The sequence below is a fragment of the Labedella phragmitis genome (genome assembly GCF_004078635.1).
Taxonomy (GTDB): Bacteria; Actinomycetota; Actinomycetes; order Actinomycetales; family Microbacteriaceae; genus Labedella; species Labedella phragmitis.
Genome location: NZ_RZNB01000001.1, coordinates 825,690 through 838,813, shown reverse-complemented (window position 1 = coordinate 838,813; position 13,124 = coordinate 825,690). Strand labels below are relative to the sequence as shown.

The 13,124-nt window shown below is 70.0% G+C and carries 16 protein-coding genes; 10 read left to right on the top strand and 6 right to left on the bottom strand.

All coding sequences use genetic code 11. From position 1 onward, the window contains the following. Positions 1 to 12: 12 nt before the first annotated feature. Entirely contained in the window at positions 13 to 1,257 is a 1,245-nt protein-coding gene (locus ELQ90_RS04080) for an MFS transporter (RefSeq protein WP_128493953.1), read from the bottom strand. 125 nt (positions 1,258 to 1,382) lie between these two features. Here ELQ90_RS04080 and ELQ90_RS04075 point away from each other — a divergent pair, with 125 nt between their 5' ends. Then, positions 1,383 to 2,069, top strand: coding sequence for an FHA domain-containing protein (locus tag ELQ90_RS04075; RefSeq protein WP_128493952.1), 687 nt, complete (start codon positions 1,383 to 1,385; stop codon positions 2,067 to 2,069). A gap of 75 nt (positions 2,070 to 2,144) precedes the next feature. Here the strand turns inward: ELQ90_RS04075 and ELQ90_RS04070 are convergent, their stop codons facing one another. Continuing rightward, positions 2,145 to 3,206, bottom strand: a complete 1,062-nt coding sequence (locus tag ELQ90_RS04070; protein ID WP_208004218.1) for an alpha/beta fold hydrolase — start codon at positions 3,204 to 3,206, stop codon at positions 2,145 to 2,147. 352 nt (positions 3,207 to 3,558) lie between these two features. Here ELQ90_RS04070 and ELQ90_RS04065 point away from each other — a divergent pair, with 352 nt between their 5' ends. The 4 genes from ELQ90_RS04065 to ELQ90_RS04050 all read left to right on the top strand — a co-directional run bounded on the left by ELQ90_RS04065 (position 3,559) and on the right by ELQ90_RS04050 (position 5,637). Continuing rightward, the gene (locus tag ELQ90_RS04065; protein ID WP_341810209.1) at positions 3,559 to 4,149 is read left to right on the top strand and encodes an FCD domain-containing protein; all 591 of its coding nucleotides are present in this window, start codon (positions 3,559 to 3,561) and stop codon (positions 4,147 to 4,149) included. A gap of 237 nt (positions 4,150 to 4,386) precedes the next feature. Next, positions 4,387 to 4,680: a WXG100 family type VII secretion target gene (locus ELQ90_RS16535; RefSeq protein WP_166408817.1), complete on the top strand. Its 294-nt coding sequence runs from the start codon at positions 4,387 to 4,389 to the stop codon at positions 4,678 to 4,680. A 119-nt stretch (positions 4,681 to 4,799) separates the two neighbouring features. Next, positions 4,800 to 5,336: a WXG100 family type VII secretion target gene (locus ELQ90_RS04055; protein ID WP_128493948.1), complete on the top strand. Its 537-nt coding sequence runs from the start codon at positions 4,800 to 4,802 to the stop codon at positions 5,334 to 5,336. Then, on the top strand, positions 5,329 to 5,637 hold the full coding sequence (locus ELQ90_RS04050; RefSeq protein WP_128493947.1) for a hypothetical protein: 309 nt from the start codon (positions 5,329 to 5,331) through the stop codon (positions 5,635 to 5,637). The genes ELQ90_RS04055 and ELQ90_RS04050 overlap by 8 nt, the downstream gene beginning before the upstream one ends. Before the next feature lie 353 nt (positions 5,638 to 5,990). Here the strand turns inward: ELQ90_RS04050 and ELQ90_RS04045 are convergent, their stop codons facing one another. Together ELQ90_RS04045 and ELQ90_RS04040 are read right to left on the bottom strand one after the other, a co-directional pair. Then, the gene (locus ELQ90_RS04045; protein ID WP_128493946.1) at positions 5,991 to 6,212 is read right to left on the bottom strand and encodes a hypothetical protein; all 222 of its coding nucleotides are present in this window, start codon (positions 6,210 to 6,212) and stop codon (positions 5,991 to 5,993) included. A 3-nt stretch (positions 6,213 to 6,215) separates the two neighbouring features. Then, positions 6,216 to 7,409, bottom strand: a complete 1,194-nt coding sequence (locus ELQ90_RS04040; RefSeq protein WP_128493945.1) for a hypothetical protein — start codon at positions 7,407 to 7,409, stop codon at positions 6,216 to 6,218. Positions 7,410 to 7,625: 216 nt separating this feature from the next. Between ELQ90_RS04040 and ELQ90_RS04035 the strand changes: the two genes are divergently transcribed. Genes ELQ90_RS04035 through ELQ90_RS04025 form a run of 3 tightly spaced genes read left to right on the top strand, consistent with a single transcriptional unit; the run spans position 7,626 to position 10,274 of the window. Next, positions 7,626 to 9,401: a polymorphic toxin type 15 domain-containing protein gene (locus tag ELQ90_RS04035; RefSeq protein ID WP_128493944.1), complete on the top strand. Its 1,776-nt coding sequence runs from the start codon at positions 7,626 to 7,628 to the stop codon at positions 9,399 to 9,401. A gap of 8 nt (positions 9,402 to 9,409) precedes the next feature. Further along, positions 9,410 to 9,955: a T6SS immunity protein Tdi1 domain-containing protein gene (locus ELQ90_RS04030; RefSeq protein ID WP_166408815.1), complete on the top strand. Its 546-nt coding sequence runs from the start codon at positions 9,410 to 9,412 to the stop codon at positions 9,953 to 9,955. Between the two features lie 46 nt (positions 9,956 to 10,001). After that, positions 10,002 to 10,274: a hypothetical protein gene (locus tag ELQ90_RS04025; protein WP_128493942.1), complete on the top strand. Its 273-nt coding sequence runs from the start codon at positions 10,002 to 10,004 to the stop codon at positions 10,272 to 10,274. A 42-nt stretch (positions 10,275 to 10,316) separates the two neighbouring features. On the opposite strand, the gene ELQ90_RS04020 is transcribed toward ELQ90_RS04025, so the two are convergent. Beyond that, on the bottom strand, positions 10,317 to 11,096 hold the full coding sequence (locus ELQ90_RS04020; protein WP_128493941.1) for a hypothetical protein: 780 nt from the start codon (positions 11,094 to 11,096) through the stop codon (positions 10,317 to 10,319). Further along, positions 11,093 to 11,779 carry a hypothetical protein gene (locus ELQ90_RS04015; protein ID WP_128493940.1) on the bottom strand — a complete coding sequence of 229 codons (687 nt, stop codon included), beginning with the start codon at positions 11,777 to 11,779 and terminating at the stop codon, positions 11,093 to 11,095. Before ELQ90_RS04015 ends, ELQ90_RS04020 begins: the two co-directional genes overlap by 4 nt. Positions 11,780 to 11,894: 115 nt before the next feature. Here ELQ90_RS04015 and ELQ90_RS04010 point away from each other — a divergent pair, with 115 nt between their 5' ends. Both ELQ90_RS04010 and ELQ90_RS04005 read left to right on the top strand, forming a co-directional pair. Then, the gene (locus ELQ90_RS04010; RefSeq protein WP_128493939.1) at positions 11,895 to 12,224 is read left to right on the top strand and encodes a hypothetical protein; all 330 of its coding nucleotides are present in this window, start codon (positions 11,895 to 11,897) and stop codon (positions 12,222 to 12,224) included. A gap of 81 nt (positions 12,225 to 12,305) precedes the next feature. Then, positions 12,306 to 13,106: an HAD-IIA family hydrolase gene (locus ELQ90_RS04005; protein ID WP_128493938.1), complete on the top strand. Its 801-nt coding sequence runs from the start codon at positions 12,306 to 12,308 to the stop codon at positions 13,104 to 13,106. Positions 13,107 to 13,124 lie beyond the last annotated feature (18 nt).

Genomic DNA, 13,124 nt, shown 5'->3' with positions numbered 1-13,124 from the left:
CCCGGTCGCTCGTCAGCGGGCGGAACGGGCCCAGTCGTCCTCGAGGCTCCGGGGGCGCGCGACGATGCTCCCCGTCACGAGGATCGAGCAGACCGTCACGAGGAGGAAGACGAGCGGCGCCGTCCAGCCGCCCGTCACCTCGTGCAGGACGCCGAAGAGGAGCGGTCCGATCGCGCCCACGACGTAGCCGATGCCCTGCGTGAAGCCGCTGAGGGCCACGGATCCCGCGCCCGAGCGCGTCCTCAGATTGATGAGCACGAGTGTGAGGGGGAAGAGCAGCGGCCCTGCCCCCGCGAGCGCGACCCACAACCACGTGAGCGTGTGTGGGAGCAGCAGAAGCCCGAGATACCCGGAGACGTAGAACACGAGGCCGGCGCCGAGGAGCGGCCACACGGTCCGCAACCGCACCGCGAGCATGGGCACGATGATCGACGCGGGCAGGCCGACGGCCGCATACAGCGAGAGCAGGGAACCGGCCTCAGCCGGCGTCACGCCGGCATCCTCGATGAGGAGTTGCGGGAGCCACGCGAACAGCGCGTAGACGTTGAGCGATGTGGTCCCGAAGAGCACCGCCATGCCCCACGCGAGCGGCGAGCGCCACGTCCTCCCCGCGACCGTCGGGGGCACGATGGCGATCGACGCGGTGTCGTCGGTGGGCGCGGCGCGCTCGCGCCCACGGCGCTCGCGCAGCAGGAGTCCGACCCACGGAACGACGGCGGCGATCGCGAAGACCGACCAGAGCCCGAGCGACACCCGCCACCCCGCCGCGTCGGCGACCGGGACCGCGATGAGCGGGGGGACGAAGGTCATGAGCGAGAGCACGGTCGCGTAGAGCGACGTCATGAGCCCGATGCGGTCCGGGAAGTACTTCTTCACGACCGGCGGCAGGGCGACGTTCGCAACTCCCATGCCCGCGAACGCGAGAGCACTGCCGATCGCGAGCATCGGGAACGATGGAGCTGCGGCCCGCACGAAGTGCCCGAGCACGACGAGCACGAGCGGGACCACGAGCAGTGTCTCGAGCCGCACGCGGGCTTGGAGGACGGGTGCCAGCAGGCCGAAGACGGCGAAGCACAACGGCGGCAGAGTCCCGAGAAGTCCGAGACCGATCGAGTCGAGCGGGATGTCGTCGCCGATCTGGGCGACGATCGGAGAGAGAGCGGCGACCGCCGTGCGCAGATTGGCCGCCGCGAGGACGACACCCACAACGGCGAGCGTCCGCCCGGCCCAGAGCGGGGCAGCGGGAAGGGTCGTCACTCATCGAGTCTATGAGGGCCCCACCCCCGCACGGGGAACGTCCCCACGCGGAGGGGGGTGGTCGTCCGGCCGTCTAGACTCGGTCTCGCCGAGATCGCGAGCACCATCGACCGGGGGAAGATCACATGTCCGCGCGCTGCCAGTTCTGCGACGAGGAGCTGCGTCCGAACAGCATGTTCTGTGCGAACTGCGGCCAGCTCGTCGCCTCCGTGCCGCCTCCCTTCGGCGCTCACGTCGCCGGCGCCGCGCCCGCTCCCACCACCGCCGCACCCGCTCCGGCTTCCGAGAAGAAGAAGCGGCGGATCGGCCGAGTTCCGCTCCCCGGGACCTTCGGCGCCCCCGCACCGGACGAGGCGGCTCCGGCGGACCCGCCCGCTCCCCCGTCGCGATCGACGCCGACTCCCGCCCCCGCTCCGGCTGTCCCGTCCCCCGCCCCGACACCGAGCCCCGCGCCTCGCCCGGCCCCGACACCGCCCGGCCCGTCCTCCGTGCACGTGAAACTCAGCACGGGCTCCACCATCGCCATCATCGCACCCGCGATCGTGGGCCGGAACCCCGGCGTCGTGGCGACCGACGCGCGCATCGCGGGAGTGCAGATCGACGACCCCTCGCGCTCGGTGTCCCGGGCGCACATCCGGATCGAGCCGGCCGACGGCACCCTCGCCGTCGTCGACCTCGGCTCCGCCAACGGCACCGAGGTGGAACGCGGAGACAGCACAACACCCCTCGTGACGAACCGGGCGTTCCCGCTCGCCGTCGGCGATCGCGTCTGGATGGGCGCCGACTACTACTTCGACGTCATCGGGTTATGAGCGGCTGGCCCGTGGGCTGAAGCAGCCTCGTCGCGAGGATTCTGCAACCTCATTGACGGATCAGGCTCGTAGCGCTCACTTCACACCGTCGAGGAAGAAGTCGTTGAGGAGACCGACGTACTGGTCAGGCTGATCGAGATGGACGACGTGTTCCGAATCAACCCGCGCATACGTCCCGTCCACGAGCAATGACATGGCCTTGTCGGCCTCCTCCTGATCCATCGCTCCGTCGAGGAGCCCGTCGTCGGTGGTCGAGAAGTTGGCGTGGATGAGCAGCGTCGGCGCGGTAATCGCCTGCAACGCCTCGGCATGATCGAATGCCTCGTTCCAGGTTCCGTCGTAGAACGCTGCGCCGAAGCGGGGGTCGTACTCCTCGAGCCCTCTCATCAGCAGGCGCACCGTGTCATCCGAGATGAAGCTGAGCTCGACGGGCTCGCCGGGGTTCGCCTCACGATAGGAGGTGACGAAGTACGTGATCACCGCGGTCGAGCCGGGGAAGACGTTCTTGTCGAAGAACGCGGAGTTGTACTCGAGCCAGTACATGAGGAAGTCCTCGTTGCCGGCGTCACTCATGGCGACGTCGTAACTGCTCTTGAAGGCCTTGATCGCGACGGTGTTCTGGATCTCCGGGTACTCGGACGAGAAGAGCGGCGGGTCCTCGAGCGCGACCGCCCGGACGGCGTCGGGGCGGTTGGCCGCGAGCCAGGTCGTGAGAAGACCGCCGGACGAGTTGCCGCTCACGAAAGCCGGCTCCCCGATCTCCTGATCCATGAACGCGCCGAGGTCGGTGCCGATCTGATCGGCGGTCATCGCGTAGTCGTCCGGGTAGGTCGTCTCGCCGTGGCCCTGATAGTCGACCACGAAGACGTGGTAGCTCTCGGCGAGCTCCGGCATGACGCGGCTGTAGTCGAACCAGTCCATGAGCTGCGCATGCAGGAGCATCAGCGGCGGTCCGTTGTCCGGGCCCTCGACGTAGCTGAAGTTCACATCGTTCACCCGCGCGGTCTTCTCCTCGTAGCCGGCGTCCGCGACCTTCTGAATCCATGGATCCCTGTAGGTGTCGACGGAGTGCTTGACGACGCCGAATGTCACGACTGCGGCAAGCATGATCACGACGACGACGGCACCGATGGCCATCCACACCTTCTTCGTTCTCGATCGCGGTCGGGGCGAACGGCTCGTCTCTTCCGTCGATGTGGCCGACATGCCATCCTCACTTCCTTCTGGATCTCGGGACCGTTGCTGAGGCCGCGCCGCAGCAACGGGTTGAACTGACGTGTCTATTATTCATGAATAATCTTCGATCGTGAGTCCGCGTAGATTTACAGAGACCCCGGCAGACGGAGAGAACATGCCCCCCACACGCAGACCGCGGTCGGAGTCGGTGCCACGCGCCGAGACGATCGCGGAACGAATAGCCGAGCGAGCCCGGGAAGCAGGGCCTCGAGCACGTCTGGGCAGCCGTCAGGAACTACGCGAGGCCTACGGGGTGTCGATCGGCACACTGCACGAGGCGTTGCGCTTGTTGCAGTCGACCGGCGAGATCTCCGTGCGCACCGGGCCGGGGGGTGGCGTCTTCGCCGGGGAGAGCTCGGCGCTGTCCGACCTCGTTCGGTCCCTTCACCCGCTGAACATCGACGGGCCGTTGTATCCCCAGACGGCGCGGGTGCTCGAAGCCCTTCGCCCGCTCGTCTTCGCCGACGCGGTCGACGGAATGACCGCGGCCGGCGCGATGTCCCTCCGTCAGCGAGTGACAGCACTGACGGCAGCACGCGACGGTGACCTCCAGACGTTCGTCCGGTCGAGCCTCGAGGTATTCGCCACGATCGTGTCGATACCACCGGCCGGGATCCTCACCGCGGTCGCGGGGTCGATCCTGCGGACCCAGATGGACACGCTCCGCCATCTCTCGGGTCCCATCGATCCACAATGGCGGGCCGATGTGGACCGCCACCACGACGCCGTGTCGGACATGGTCGGCGCCCTCATCGAGCGAGACGCCGATGGCGCCCTCGGCCGCGCGAGCGACCCCGCATTCATGGGACTGTTCGCGGCGGTGGCCGCGCGAGCCACGCCATGAAGGCGATGCGCCCCGCTGCCGGTGCCGAGCCCGCGAGCGGAGCGACCGAACGTGCCACCTCCCGGACGCCCCCCAATGCGAGGCATGGGTACCTCTCCACCTTGTTGCCGTCGGAGGGCCACTTTAGGCTCGACCCAGTTGGAGATGCCGGATCGGCGGCGCAGGGGGACCAGCAGGTCGCCCGCGCATCACGACCGTCGGGTTCTCCGTCGTCATTCGAACACGAGGAGGATCGTCATGGCCGACATCAAGGTCACATCAGAATCGCTCGCCGGCGTCGCGAGCCAGTTGTCATCCGGCTCGCAGTCGATCGAGTCGCAGCTCCAGAATCTGAAGGGACTCGTCGACGGTCTCGTCGGCGGCGACTGGTCGGGAACGGCGTCGCAGAGCTTCAACGAGCTCTACAGCCAGTGGGACCAGTCCGCACTGCAGCTCAAGGAGTCGCTCCAGGGCATCAGCGAACTGCTCAACCAGGCCTCTCTCACCTACGAGGACTCGGAGCAGTCGATCTCCGGTCTCTTCCGAGGCTGATCGGCGGGTCCCGCCGTCACCTCGCGCTGGTCGTGGCGGCGGGATTCCCGCGTCCCCTCCCGGCGCGCAACCGCGCCCTCGACACCCACCGATTCCGTCTCTCGATCTGAGGATCCGCCATGGTGCAGTACCGCGTCCGCGCGAATTCGCTCGGCGAGGTGTCCACTCTCCTGGACACCGTCGTCGCGACCTTCGACAGCAACCTCGCCGAGGCGAGCGCAACGGTGTCGAGCGTCGCGGGGAGCACCTGGCAGGGTGAGGACGCCGACAAGTTCGTCGAGCTCTGGGGTCAGTGGCAGGACGGAGCGCTCATGGTGCGCGCCGCTCTCACGGGACTCTCCTCGCAACTGCGGATGGCGGAATCGGGCTACATCTCCACGGAGGTCGGCCTCTCCGGCGGTTTCGCGAACCGGCGTCAGTCGACGGTCTCGGCGGCGAACGGCTCGGCGGCGATGGCCCAGCGCGTGGCCGCGAACCGCCAGGGCGTCGAGGAGCGCGAGGAGGCCGAGGCGGACGCCGAGCTGCAGTCCTCCGGCTACGCGTCGTTCGTCACGGGCGGCTCGATCGCCGCCCGCCAGTCGAACGACAAGGGAGAACAGAAGAACGCCGACGCCACGAGCGACGGCGCCGAGACGAGCGAGGCCGCCGATGTCTGAGCAGCAGGTCGATCTGGCCTCCCTCGAGCAGCTCGTCACCCAGATGGAGACGCTCGTCACCTACTGCGAGGCCCTCCGGCAGGGTGCTGGCGGCTTCGCCTACATGCTTCCCGCCGATTGGCAGGGACCCGCGATGACGACGTTCCTCGCGAGCTTCGAGGCCTGGTCCGTCGGGGCCCAAAGTCTGCGTGACGGCGCCGACGGCCTGCACGAGCTCGCGAAAGCCGTCCACACCGCTTACTCGACGACCGTCGAGAGCCTCGACACCGCGTGGGCCGACACCCGCGCGAGCCTGGCCTAGGGAGACACCGTGTCCGTGTTCGTCCGTGTGACCCCGTCGCGCCTCGCCCTCGACGGCGACGACCTCTACCGCGTCGCGACACAGCTCGAATCCGCAGCGCGCGCCGCCCAGTCCGCCCTCGCGAGCACCGGCGGCATGGCCGGCAACGAGGACGCCGCGCAGGAGTTCATCGACGGGTACGGCGACGGCGCCACCAACACCCTCAACGCTGCCGGCTCGTACGCCCAGACGCTCCGCCGGCTCGACACGCTCCTCCAGGACACGGCGAACGCCTACACGGACGCCGGAACCGTGGGAACGCTCGTCGCCGTCCCCGCGCGGTCGCCGTCGAGCACGCCGGGGTCCGCCGAGACCTACTCCGTTCCGAGCGCGAAGGCGCCCGGCCCCACGACGCCGCTCGGCGAGTTCGGGGAGTTCGTCATGGACGCCCTCGCGCAGATCGGCGTCGTCCTCCCGGACGCCGACACGGGGAAGCTCGGCGATGCGGCATCGGCCTGGTCGTCCTTCGGCACCTCGATCACGAGCGCCGCGAACGAGCTCGACGGAACGCTCACGAACCTCGCGTCGATGGACATCCCTCAGGCGAACGACATTCGCACCTCGCGTGACCTCGTCGTCCAGAAGCTCCGCGACATCGCGAAGGCCGCCGACGGTCCCGACAGTCTGAGCGACTTCTGCACGAAGCAGAAGCAGGCGGTCGAGGCGATGTGGGAGGAGATCGGCTGGTTCCTCGGCCAGATGGCCGCCGAGATCGCGCTCGACCTCGGCCTCGGCGCGCTGCTCTCCGTCGCGACCGGCGGCCTCGCCGCTCCCGCGGTCGTCGCGAAGATCGCGACGACCGTCATGCGCTGGGTGATCAAGATCGCCCAGCTCGTGCAGAAGCTCGTCGCTCTCACACGCATGAACGCGCTTGCGGCGAAGCTGCTGCTGCGTGCCCTCGCGGAGGGCACGCAGAGCGCCGTCGCGACCGTCACGGTCCAGGCGGCCGTCAACCAGATCCGCGGACCCGAGCACGCGCAGAGCCTGTTGGCGGTCGGTCTCGGCTCGTTCGCGGGTGGTGGCATCGCCGGGCGCTTCGGCGACGGTGGCGCCCACGTCCTGCGCATCAACGCCCGCACGGGCGTCTCCCGTGTCGCGTCGAACGCCGCCGTCGGTGTCGGCGAGGGAGCGATCGACGGGCTCACCGACGGTGTCGTCCAGGCCGCGGTCCAGGGCGACATGTCGACCTTCGACCCGATCGCCTCCGGCGTGATGGGCTCGCTCATCGGAGGGGCCGCCCGCCCCACCGGCGGCGGAACGCGTCCCAATGCCCCGTCGACGGGCAGCGGCGGCGGCGCGAACACGACCTCCCCGGGTGTCGACGTGCCCTCCGCCGGCTCGCCCGACGCGCCGAGCACGCCCTCGTCGGTCGATGCGCCGAGCGCGCCGAGCGTCGAGGCGCCGACAGCCCCCACCACGGGTGGCGCAGCGCCGTCGAGCCCCGCTCCCGTAACGGGCGGCGGCACGAACACCGATGCTCCCGACGCCCCCGTGGTCGACGGCGCCGCCGACGCCTCGACTCCCGTCGACGCATCGACCTCGGTGGACATCCCGTCCGGCGACGCCCCGACGGGTGCCGGCGGCGACACGTCGTCGCCCTCCGGCGGCGGCGCGAGCGTCCCCGACGTCTCCGTGCCCGATGCACCGGCCCCCGGTGGCGGCGGATCGCCGGCGACGCCCGAGTCGAGCGTTCCGTCCGTTCCGGACTCGAGCACGCCGACGACCCCGGACACGAGCGCCCCCTCCACCCCCCCTCCACCCCGGACGTCACGCCCGACGCGAGCACGCCGACGACCCCGGACACGAGCGCCCCCTCCACCCCGGACGTCACACCCGACGCGAGCACGCCGACGACCCCGGACAGCTCCGCCCCGCCCGTGCCCGACGCGGGGTCGCCGTCGACCCCGGACGCCTCGACCCCTGATGCGGGCGCACCGTCGGTTCCCGACATGTCGAGCCCCGCCACCGGATCACCGTCGACCACCGACGCCTCGACTCCGGACGGCTCGACCCCGGCGGACGGAACGCCCGCGGGATCCGCTCCGGTCGGTGTCGGCGCCGCGGCCGCCTCCCAGGCACCGTCCTCGGCCACGACGAGCACTCCGGACGCCGACTCGAGCGCCTTCGAAGCTGCCGTCGCCGCCGACGCGGCCGCGGCCGATGCTGCCGCTGCGACGGACACTCCGGACGCGTCGTCGCCCGACGCCTCGACCCTTGAGGCGGACGCCACCGACGACCCGGACACGATCGACGCGGACGACGCGATGGCGGCCGGCGCGATCGCCGCCGGAGCGGTCGGCGTCGTCGGACTGCACGCGGGAGCGAGCGGAGGGAAGGCACCGACCGCTCCGTCCTCCTCGACCTCCGCGTCGGCACCCGGCTCGTCGTCGGCCCCCGCTGCCGCAGGCACCCCGGAGGCGAACTCGCCCGACGCCGAAACCCCCGACGCCGAAACCCCCGACGCCGACACTCCCGACGCCGACACCCCCGACGCCGACACCCTCGAGGCCGACACACCCGACCCCGCGCAGCCCGACACGGGCACCAACACGACCGACCGGACCACGGCGGAGATCGACGCGGCCCTCGCGGCGATCAACCCGAACTTCGACCCGTTCGACCCGACCAACGGCTACGCGACCAACTGCGGCAACACGTCGAGCATCCTGAACGACTTCCTCAACGGGAACCCGTCGCGTGAGGCCCCGACCGGCACGCTCACGGTCCCGGAGATGGAAGCCCTCACCGGTAACCCGCAGACGCCGATGACGCCGGACCAGATCGCGGACTCCCTCCGCGGCATGGGCGCCGGGTCCCACTGCGTCGTCGGGATCGACCGCTCGACGGGCGACGGCCACTGGTTCAACGCCTACTTCGACGGCACGACGGTCTGGTCGATCGACGCGCAGACGGGCACGCGGTCGCCCTGGCCGCCGAACGAGCCGAACGCGACCGTGTGGGACGCCTCCATCCGACCGGAGGACGTCGCCGATCCGAAGACACCGGACACCGACGTGCAGAGCGGTGACGCGTCGTCCTCGGGCGGCTCGATCCCGGCCGACGGCTCGTCGGCGCCCGCCACACCCGACTCGGACCCGTCGACGCCCGACGTCGCCGACGCGATTGCTCGCGACGGCGAGTCCCCGGCGTCACGGGGCGCGGCGCCCGACGCCGCCGATCCGCGCCCTCGGATCCCCGAGTACTCCGTCGAGTTCACCCCCAACATCGACCACGACCGCGTCGAGTTCGAGCGTCAACTCGACCTGCAGGAGACCGGACTCAACGAGTTGTCCATCGCCGAGTTCCTCGCCAACAGGGAGGCCTACCTCGAGCGGGCGGAGAACGGCGAAACGGGCCGCGATCCCGCTGCAGCCGCCCTCCAGCAGGAGGCCCGCGACATCGCCATCTCCGACTGGACGGCGGCGCGCACGGACGAACTCATGGCTTCCGGCCTGGACTTCGAGGAGGCGTACGACCGGGCGGACCGCGAGGCGAACGTCTGGGCGGCGACGCAAGCGGCGCTCCACTCGCCCGATCAGGTGGCGGGAGGCTTCGCCGACAGGATCACGGGTCTCGGAGACCTTCGCGTAAACTCGTCGATCGGCGCCCAGTGGAAGTACCGCATCGCGACCCTCGAGGCCGCCGTGCGGGCCGCCTCCGAGGGTATGACTCCGCAGGAGCTCTCGAACACCCTGCTCAATATCCGGCTGACGATCGCCTCGTGAGGATGCACATGGACGACCCCAAGGCACTCGTGCCCGGCCCCGCAGTGGACCCGGCGACGATCGATCGGTACGCGGGAGCGATCCCCGACGCCCTCCTGTCGGTGTGGCGGGAGCACGGTCTCGCGACGACGGCGAGCGGATTCGTCCGCCTCGTCGACCCCGCCTCCCTGCTCGATCTCGTGGCCGAGACGACGGAGCGGTTCGGGGACTCGATCCCTCTCTTCACGACGGCTCTCGGCGATATCGGAGTAGTGAAGGATGGGCACATCCAGATCCTCAAGTACCGGCACGGCCGTGTGAGCACCGTGACCAACCGGCCCGAATGGCTGTTCAAGATCATCGGCACGACCACCGGGCGGGAGGACTCCCGTCACCTCGACTGGGCGCCCTACCCGGAAGCGGTGGAGCGGCTCGGCGTCCCCGCACGCGACGAGTGCTTCGGGTTCACGCCCCTGCTCGTCCTCGGCGGGCCCGAAACGGCCGACGCCCTCCAGGTCGTGAAGTTCCGGGAACACGTGCTCCTCATCACGCAGTTCGCCGGCCCCCTCCCCTGACGATCATTCGAACGTCGACGACCACTCGAAACAGACAGGTGCCACTGTGACCGACGAGACCACGACGTCGCGGCTCTCCGCCGTCGCCGCCCGCTACTTCACGCAGCTCGCGCCCGACGCCGAGCTGCGCACCATCCCGCTCGAGGGCGAAGCGGGGGTGTGCGTCGTGCACGCGGCCCGCGGCGGCGGCAAGATCTACGTGGCGCCGGACGAGAGCGTGCTCTTCGTCGGATCCGCGATGGACTTCGACGCCGGACTCGCCGCGTTCCTCGCGGGGACGCGCACGCCACCGGAGAAGTTCATCCGTCCCACCGCGTGAGTTCGCACGGGGGGACCGACCGCCGTCCGCGTCAGGTGATCGTCAGAGCCCGGCCGGCCACTTCGGATCGAGGAGTCGCCCGAGCGTCTTGACGTACTCGGCGCTCGACCGGGGCGTGATCACGGGTACCCCGTTCAGGATCGCCGCCGTGACGACGGCCTCAGTCAACGCACGCATCGATGCCTCGTCGAGCAGCGGGTCGAGGATGAGCGATACGTCGCCCTTCCGCGCCGGATCGGTCTTCGGACCCCACAACCGCACGAAGCCCCGCTCGCGCTCCTCGCGGATGCGCGCTCGTACGGCCGATCCGTCGTGCAGAGCGAGCGAGAGCCCTCGCGCACCGTTGCCGGCCTTCATCGACATCCGCGCGCCCCACCCGAGCACGGGGATGCCGAGAGTGCGCCGCAGTCGCGCGCTGTCGTCGAAGACGATGACCGCGAGCACCTCGCTCCAGGCGATCCGCTCGACGAGGCCGAAGGAGACGCCGTCCCGCGAGACACGTGCGAACACGCCCTGGCCAGCGTCGAGGCGCCGCAGCCGCTTCCCGACGCTCACGATGGTCGGCAGGGTCACGAGCATCGCGACGAGACCGAAGAGCCCGAGCACGATGAGCAGTCGCGTGAAGCCGCCGCCGAAGATCACGAGGACGAGGCAGAGGAGGAGACTCACGACGCCGATCACGACGAGCACGGTCGCCGTCGCGCGATTGCGCGCGAGGTACCGAGCCGCGGAGGCCCTGTCGTAGACGGCGTCGTAGTGGTGGCCCCGATCGAAGGCCGCCGCCCAGTGCTGCAGCTCGGCGGGGACCGGTGCGCCCGTCACGATGCAGGACCGGCGGGGCCGGACGGAGCGGCGGGAGATCTCGGCCCCGGGGCAGCCGGGCCGCGACCTCCGGGCGGCGACGCCTTCGTATCGAGACCGGCGGTGAGCGCTGCGGAGAGAGCGTCGTACGAGGCACCCGTGAACGGGACGGGCTCCGAGTAGCTGAGCGTCTTCCCGCCCTGCCCCTCGTGGAGGGTGAGGGTCGCGAAGCCGAGCCTGTCGTCCGCGGCGGTCCAGAACTCGATCTCGACGTCGGCGTGCGACGGCTGCGGCGGGAGCGGAGTGAACCTCGACGGATCGCCCGTGCGGAGCCGAGCGAGCAGGTCATCGAAGAGGGCGCGGCCGCCCGACATGCTGCGGTAGTGGCGGCGACGGAGCCGAGTTCCCGTTCCCGCGAGCGACCACACGCGGCCGAAGCGCACGGCGGCGAACACGAAGCCGATCGCGAAGAGCGGCAGGACGATCGGCGCGGCGATGAGTCCGATCCGCTGACCCGCCACGTATCGGGCAGAGCCGCTGGCGTCCGCGGCGTTCGATTGGAGCACCGCGAAATTGACGAGCGTGTAGACGAGGGCGATGACGCACGCGAGCGCGAAAGCGAGGATCACGAGGGTCCTCGGCCACGACCGACCCCGGACGAACTGCTCCGGGCGACGTCTGAACTCCGGATCGTACGCGGCCATGACCCTGCTTCCCTCGGCGATCGGGACTCCGCGGCCCCGACGCCCGATTCTACGGGGACGCGTCACCCGGTGCAGCTAGGCTCGGAGTCGGACATCATCGACCGACGGAGGGGCCATGACCGACGTTCTCGCCGACCGCTGCGAACAGGTGCGCCAGACGGTGCTCGAGCTGACCCAGGCGGTCATCGAATCGCTCGGAGCACCCTCGAAGCTCAGCCGCATCATCCCGCTCCTGTCCCACCTCCGCTCCGTCGTGCACCTCGGTACCGAGGGGATCGACGACCCCGCCTACATCGCCTGGGTCCGCGGCGCCGAGGCGAACCTCGACCGTATGGAGGAGGCTGCGCTCGCCGGCGACGCGAAGGCGACGCACGCGGCGTTCTCGGACCAGCAGTCCGGAGTCGCCCTTCTCGGAACGGCCTGTGCGGGCAAGCCCGGCTGGTAACGCCGCCGTCGCCGCCCGTTCGACGACGACCGCCGGTCATACACTGGGAACGACCCGACCCGACGACCCCCAGGAGGATCGATGTCGAACCGCAGCGAGATCGAGTGCTGGCTCACCGACATGGACGGCGTGCTCGTCCACGAGAACCACGCCCTCCCCGGAGCGAGCGCGCTGCTGCAACAGTGGACCGATCTCGGGAACCCGTTCCTCGTCCTCACGAACAACTCGATCTTCACTCCGCGCGACCTGAGCGCCCGGCTGCGCGCCTCCGGGCTCATCGTGCCCGAGGAGTCCCTCTGGACCTCCGCACTCGCGACGGCCGACTTCTGCGCGAGCCAGGTGCCGGGCGGTTCCGCCTTCGTCATCGGCGAGGCGGGTCTCACGACAGCGCTGCACGAGGTCGGGTTCATCATGACGGAGACCGCACCGGACTACGTCGTGGTCGGGGAGACGCGCAACTACTCGTTCGACGCGATCACGAAGGCGATCCGCCTCATCCGCGACGGGTCCCGGTTCATCGTCACGAACCCCGACGCCACGGGTCCGAGCGCCGAGGGTGTCCTTCCCGCGACGGGCGCGATCGCCGCGCTCATCTCGAAGGCCACAGGGCGTGAGCCCTACGTCGTCGGGAAGCCGAACCCGATGATGTTCCGCTCGGCCCTCAACCGCATCGGTGCCCACTCCGAGAACACCGCGATGATCGGCGACCGCATGGACACCGACATCGTCGCGGGCATCGAGGCTGGCCTCCACACGATCCTCGTGATGACGGGGATCAGTGACGAGGCGGAGATCCGCAAGTACCCGTTCCGCCCGGACGAGATCCTGTCGGGCGTGCACGAGCTCCTCATCGACGGCCCCATCGAGACGGACACCCTCTGATACCTGAACACGTCCTTC

Coding starts and splice junctions, on each gene's coding strand:
- ELQ90_RS04075 (WP_128493952.1), top strand. CDS start 1,383: ATGTCCGCGCGCTGCCAGTTCTGCGACGAGGAGCTGCGTCCGAACAGC.
- ELQ90_RS04070 (WP_208004218.1), bottom strand. CDS start 3,206: ATGGCCATCGGTGCCGTCGTCGTCGTGATCATGCTTGCCGCAGTCGTG.
- ELQ90_RS16535 (WP_166408817.1), top strand. CDS start 4,387: ATGGCCGACATCAAGGTCACATCAGAATCGCTCGCCGGCGTCGCGAGC.
- ELQ90_RS04055 (WP_128493948.1), top strand. CDS start 4,800: ATGGTGCAGTACCGCGTCCGCGCGAATTCGCTCGGCGAGGTGTCCACT.
- ELQ90_RS04050 (WP_128493947.1), top strand. CDS start 5,329: ATGTCTGAGCAGCAGGTCGATCTGGCCTCCCTCGAGCAGCTCGTCACC.
- ELQ90_RS04045 (WP_128493946.1), bottom strand. CDS start 6,212: ATGTCCATCGACGCGAGGTTCGTGAGCGTTCCGTCGAGCTCGTTCGCG.
- ELQ90_RS04035 (WP_128493944.1), top strand. CDS start 7,626: ATGTCGAGCCCCGCCACCGGATCACCGTCGACCACCGACGCCTCGACT.
- ELQ90_RS04030 (WP_166408815.1), top strand. CDS start 9,410: ATGGACGACCCCAAGGCACTCGTGCCCGGCCCCGCAGTGGACCCGGCG.
- ELQ90_RS04015 (WP_128493940.1), bottom strand. CDS start 11,779: ATGGCCGCGTACGATCCGGAGTTCAGACGTCGCCCGGAGCAGTTCGTC.
- ELQ90_RS04010 (WP_128493939.1), top strand. CDS start 11,895: ATGACCGACGTTCTCGCCGACCGCTGCGAACAGGTGCGCCAGACGGTG.
- ELQ90_RS04005 (WP_128493938.1), top strand. CDS start 12,306: ATGTCGAACCGCAGCGAGATCGAGTGCTGGCTCACCGACATGGACGGC.